Annotated in this window: 5 protein-coding genes; 4 read left to right on the top strand and 1 reads right to left on the bottom strand. The window is 41.8% G+C overall.

What is annotated here, in order from left to right; translation table 11 throughout:
• Positions 1–23: 23 nt before the first annotated feature.
• On the top strand, positions 24–326 hold the full coding sequence (locus ACFFAP_RS17730; RefSeq protein ID WP_335026190.1) for a TMEM165/GDT1 family protein: 303 nt from the start codon (positions 24–26) through the stop codon (positions 324–326).
• 288 nt (positions 327–614) lie between these two features.
• Here ACFFAP_RS17730 and ACFFAP_RS17725 read toward each other — a convergent pair whose 3' ends face one another.
• Positions 615–1,541, bottom strand: a complete 927-nt coding sequence (locus tag ACFFAP_RS17725; protein ID WP_375512437.1) for a cobalamin-binding protein — start codon at positions 1,539–1,541, stop codon at positions 615–617.
• Positions 1,542–2,060: 519 nt separating this feature from the next.
• Between ACFFAP_RS17725 and ACFFAP_RS17720 the strand changes: the two genes are divergently transcribed.
• The 3 genes from ACFFAP_RS17720 to ACFFAP_RS17710 all read left to right on the top strand — a co-directional run.
• On the top strand, positions 2,061–3,833 hold the full coding sequence (locus ACFFAP_RS17720; RefSeq protein ID WP_375512436.1) for an ATP-binding protein: 1,773 nt from the start codon (positions 2,061–2,063) through the stop codon (positions 3,831–3,833).
• Entirely contained in the window at positions 3,826–3,960 is a 135-nt protein-coding gene (locus ACFFAP_RS17715; protein WP_375512435.1) for a hypothetical protein, read from the top strand. Before ACFFAP_RS17720 ends, ACFFAP_RS17715 begins: the two co-directional genes overlap by 8 nt.
• A gap of 125 nt (positions 3,961–4,085) precedes the next feature.
• On the top strand, positions 4,086–4,943 hold an 858-nt coding region (locus tag ACFFAP_RS17710; RefSeq protein ID WP_375512434.1), incomplete at its 3' end, for a calcium-binding protein.

The raw sequence follows: 4,943 nt of genomic DNA, 5'->3' as shown, positions 1-4,943 counted from the left end.
CTTCCCCACTCCCCCTTAATAATATGGATTGGCATCTTTTAGGACTAAGCTTTATAACAGTTTTTTTATCAGAATTGGGTGACAAAAGTCAGCTAGCGGCGATCGCACTTTCAGGGCGTTCTAATTCTCCACGTGCAGTATTTTTTGGTGCAGCAGCCGCATTGCTGTTGACAAGTCTGTTGGGAGCATTAGCAGGAGGTGCAGTAGCAGAATTATTACCTACACGCTTGTTAAAAGCGATCGCTGCTGTGGGATTTGCCATCCTCGCTGCACGCCTGCTGTTATTTAACAATGAACCATCGACGGATTCTGAACAAACACCTTAAAGAAGAATTAAGAATCCAGGAATCAGAATTACTCTTCGTGGGGGATTGGAACCCGCCAAGGTTTTAAACAAATATCATATTATGTCCGCCGAATTACCCATAAGAAAAGAACCCCTCCTCGCTCTTCGGGAGGGGAGACAAAGCACAGCTTTGGCAGGGTGGGGTTCTGCGGGTTTAATAAGCGATCAAGCGCACATAATATCACCCAGTTTGACTCGAATTCATACTGAATTCTGACGCCAAGCCGCAGAGCGTCTTTGGCTTTGCTCCTGAGTTCTGAATTCTTCTTTACAAAGGTTCCCAACCAGTTCCTTTGTAGCCGTATTGAAAAATTTCTGGATGCAAAATTTCTGCCAAAATTTCTAGAGAATCTACCAGTCGCGGCCCTGGACGATTGAAGTAAGAATTGCCATCGGTGATGTAGACCCTACCAGCTTCGGTAGCGTGGAGTTTTTCCCAGTCTGAACGTTGAGTTAACAAATTGGCTTCTTGACGAGTGCGATTTAAGTCAAAGCCACAAGGCATAAAAACAATTACATCTGGATTAGTTGTTAATAATGTTTCCCACGGCAAGATAGGAGAAGGCTGACCTGTAACGCAAAATAGAGACTGTCCTCCTGCTAAGTTAACTAATTCAGGAATCCAATTGGCGGCTACCATCAAAGGATCAGTCCACTCGATACAGGCAACACTAGGCAGTTCATCTAAAGAAAGTCCTTGGATTCTTTGCTGACAAATTTTGACGCGAGCTTCTAAGTTTTCTAGAACTTTAACCGAGTCTACGTCGAAGGTATTGCCGACTCGTTCAATGTCAGCCCAAACATCTTGGAGAAGATTGGGTTGTAAAGAAATAATCTGGGGTTTACTGTCAATGAGTGTAGCAACTGCCTTTTCAACATCGTGTAAGCTGACAGCACAAACATCGCACTGGTCTTGAGTGAGAATGTGGGTAGGCTGCAATTGCTCTAAAACATCTGTTTTGATTTGATAAATACTGAGAGCAGATTGCAATAAATTGCTCACTTCATCATGAATTTGGCTGCTGGAGACATTGGAATTTAAGCGTGCTTCGGTACAAATAGGGCGATTGAGGATTTCTGGAGGGTAATCGCATTCGTGCGATCGCCCCACAATAGCATCAACCAAGCCTAGTGCCGCTAAAATCTCTGTTCCACCGGGAATTAGGGAAACAATTCTCACATTACTATCTGTCATCGCTCCACCTCCATAAAACCTGCCGTTACCTTAATTTTTGCAGAATTTGAGTCATTAGGTATCTTTCTCTAGGAGAATCAAGGGTATTTTGGTAGTCACCATTAAGCAATAAATTTAACTGGGATTGGGAATTAAGGATTAAAGATTAAGAATTAAGAATTAAGGATTAAAGATTAAGAACTAATAAAATTTTTTGCCAGTCCCCAGACAGAAATTCAAAACATTATATTAATTAACAGTATCTTTACTTAAGAGTGGAATTACTTGATAGTAGAATTACTTGAGAGTAAAATTATTTTTACTGCTAATTATCCCCTGGCAAAAACCACCGACATGAAGTAACAGAAGTAATCAGCAAAATCTCACTAGGAACTCGTTAGCCAAAATCATAAAATTTGATTATAAAAATTATACTTTTCGGTTATGAAAAACCATATCCAGTAGTTGTAGTTATACAAAGAAAGTTCTACTTTTTCCATAGAACTACAAGGCAAAATTATTTCTTCTTGAGGTCAATTAATGCAGGTAGTGTCAGCTAGAGATATTACAGAGTACAACCAGGCCCAAGAGGCTTTACAAATCAAAGAAAATCGTCGGCGAAAACAAAGCCAGGCGCAGGTGCAGCTGGCAAGAAGCAAGACATTTCAGCAAGGTGATCTCAATGCGGCCTTAAGGGAAATCACAGAGACTGCTGCTCGGACGCTCTTAGTGAAGCGAGTTGGTGTATGGTTATATAATCAAGAGCGTTCAAAAATTGAATGCATTGATTTATATGATGTAAGCACCAAGAAGCATAGCTTTGGTAACTCACTTTCAGAAAAAAATTATCCAGCTTATTTCCAGGCTTTAGAAAAAGAACGTACCATTGCCGTAGATGATGCCATAAACGATACAAGAACCCAAGAATTATCCGAATCTTATCTTTCAGTTTGGGGCATCACATCCCTGCTGGATGCACCGATTTGGCTAGAGGGTCGTTTGGTGGGCGTAGTATGTCACGAACACATAGGCGAAGTTCGTCAATGGACTTTAGAAGAAGAGACTTTTGCTGGCTCGATTGCAGATTTCGTGACGCTGGCTATAGAAGCGAAGGAGCGAAACTTCGCACAAGAAGCATTGCGACATAATGAGGCGCAATTTCGGGCGATTTTTGAGCGTTCTTCTATCGGCATTGGACTTATAGATATGAAAGCGCAGATAGTCGATACTAATCTGGCACTGTGCGATATTTTAGGATATAGCCGAGAAGAGTTATACGGCCAGCGCTTTACAGATTACATTTCCACACAAAGGGGGGATTTAAAACTTTACAAACAACTTCTGTCAGGAATTAACACAGACTTAAAGATAACTTCGAGGGTAGGCTTCCAACCCTCCAAACATCAGGAACAGTTTGTCGAAAGACATCGGATTGAGATGGAAAGACCCTGCCTGCATCAAAATGGTAGCTTAATTTGGACTCATATCTCTGTCTCTGTTATACCAGGCAGCAATGGTGAACCTGAGTTTTTTCTAGCGATGATTGAAGATATTACTGAACGTAAGGAAACAGAGTTGAAACTTCGTGCCTCTCAAGAAGCAGCAGAAGCTGCCAGTCGGGCAAAAAATGAATTTTTAGCAACCATGAGTCATGAGTTGCGGACACCTCTCAATGCAATTATGGGTTTGTCGCAGTTGTTGCAACAAGAAATAGTTGGCTGTCTCAATGAAAAGCAGAACGAATATGTAAGTTGCATATATAGTAGTGGTGAACATCTGCTGGCACTGATTAACGATATCCTTGATTTATCTAAGGTAGAAGCAGCTAAAGAGGAACTGTTACTCTCACCTTTGCCAGTATCAGATTTATGTAATTATGCCATTTGGACAGTGCGCGATCGCGCCTCAGAAAAGGGATTGCAACTCACCTGTAAAATTGACGTAGAAGAGGATATTTGTATTGGTGATGAGCGGCGCATTAAGCAAATGCTACTCAACCTGCTCACCAATGCCATTAAATTCACCCCAGCCGGTCAGGTATCGCTGGTAGTCAAAAAAGTATCACAAGGAATAACGTTTACAGTTTCAGATACTGGAATTGGTATAGACTCAAATCAGTTTCAATTTCTATTTGAACCGTTTAAACAGCTTGACAGTCGGTTAAATCGGCAGTATGAAGGTACTGGTTTGGGTTTAGCTTTAACACGCAAATTAGCGCGTTTGCATGGTGGAGATGTAACTGTGACATCGACTTTGGGAGAAGGTAGTCAGTTCACTCTATTTCTACCAGGGACTTCCAAATCCAGTGGATAAGCTTTCTATTCTGCAAGCTGGTACTAACGACTATCTTCTCAAACCAATTCGGGTAGTTCAATTAGAGTCAATATTGACACGATATTGGAGTTATAGCGATTTTCAGATTAAGGAAACACCAATTTAGTCCGGAGCGATCGCATTCATATTTTTTGCCTTAAAGAGCTATTGTAAAATCATGCGAAGTGAAACAGTATAACAGTAGGTTGATAACTTAAGTTACTAAAAAATCGATTTAGGTAAGTAAAAGTTATGGCAAATATCGTTGGAACCAACGGTAATGATACTCTAGTGGGCGACTTCTTCGACGAGGATACAATTGACGGTCTAAGGGGGAACGATACCATCACAGGTGATAGGGACAATGATATCCTGACTGGTGGCAGCGGCAAGGATAAATTTGTTTATGATTTGTACGACGGCATCGATATTATCACCGATTTCGGTGGCGTAGGTAAAGGCTCAAATCCCTCGGCAGCAGCCATTGCTGAAGTGGATACCCTGATATTCCAAGATAGAACTGCCCGAAATCTGCTACTCATCCAAAATGGTAACAATCTGGAAATTACCTTTGAAAACGTGGGTGATCTGGTGGGTGATCTGATTAATAACCATCCGATTTACTTAAACGATCCAGATTTCGTTGAGACGAAAGTCATCCTGCAAAACTTTAGCCTGGAAAACCTAGATAACCTATCAACGCTGGGCAATATCCAGTTTTCTGGGGAAACCAGCATCAGTGATAGCTTTGATGTCGTCAATGCCAACTCTACCCAAGAGAACCCGTTCAACAAGAACACAGTTACCTTTTTTAACGACCTGAATAACTATGTCATCGGCTTTGACAACTCAAATGATGTCATCAATGGTCAGGGCGGTAATGACAGCATCAACGGCAAAAGTGGCAACGACCTGCTGCGCGGTGGTACGGGAAATGATACTCTCATTGGTGATCTGGGCAATGACACCCTTGTTGGTGGTACTGATAACGACCTGCTGCGAGGTGGTACGGGGAATGATACTCTCATTGATGATAGTGGCAACAACATCCTCAACGGTGGCACTGGTAACGATACCTTGAATGTTGAGGGTTCAACAGGCGATAACCTA

The organism is uncultured Nostoc sp. (assembly GCF_964245575.1).
Taxonomy (GTDB): domain Bacteria; phylum Cyanobacteriota; class Cyanobacteriia; order Cyanobacteriales; family Nostocaceae; genus Nostoc.
The sequence above is the reverse complement of the archived record's forward strand: the minus strand, read 5'-3'. Positions and strand labels throughout refer to the sequence as shown.

What these genes read in the sequence shown, in the direction of transcription:
- ACFFAP_RS17730 (WP_335026190.1), top strand. Translation starts at nt 24, where the DNA reads ATGGATTGGCATCTTTTAGGACTAAGCTTTATAACAGTTTTTTTATCA.
- ACFFAP_RS17725 (WP_375512437.1), bottom strand. Translation starts at nt 1,541, where the DNA reads ATGACAGATAGTAATGTGAGAATTGTTTCCCTAATTCCCGGTGGAACA.
- ACFFAP_RS17720 (WP_375512436.1), top strand. Translation starts at nt 2,061, where the DNA reads ATGCAGGTAGTGTCAGCTAGAGATATTACAGAGTACAACCAGGCCCAA.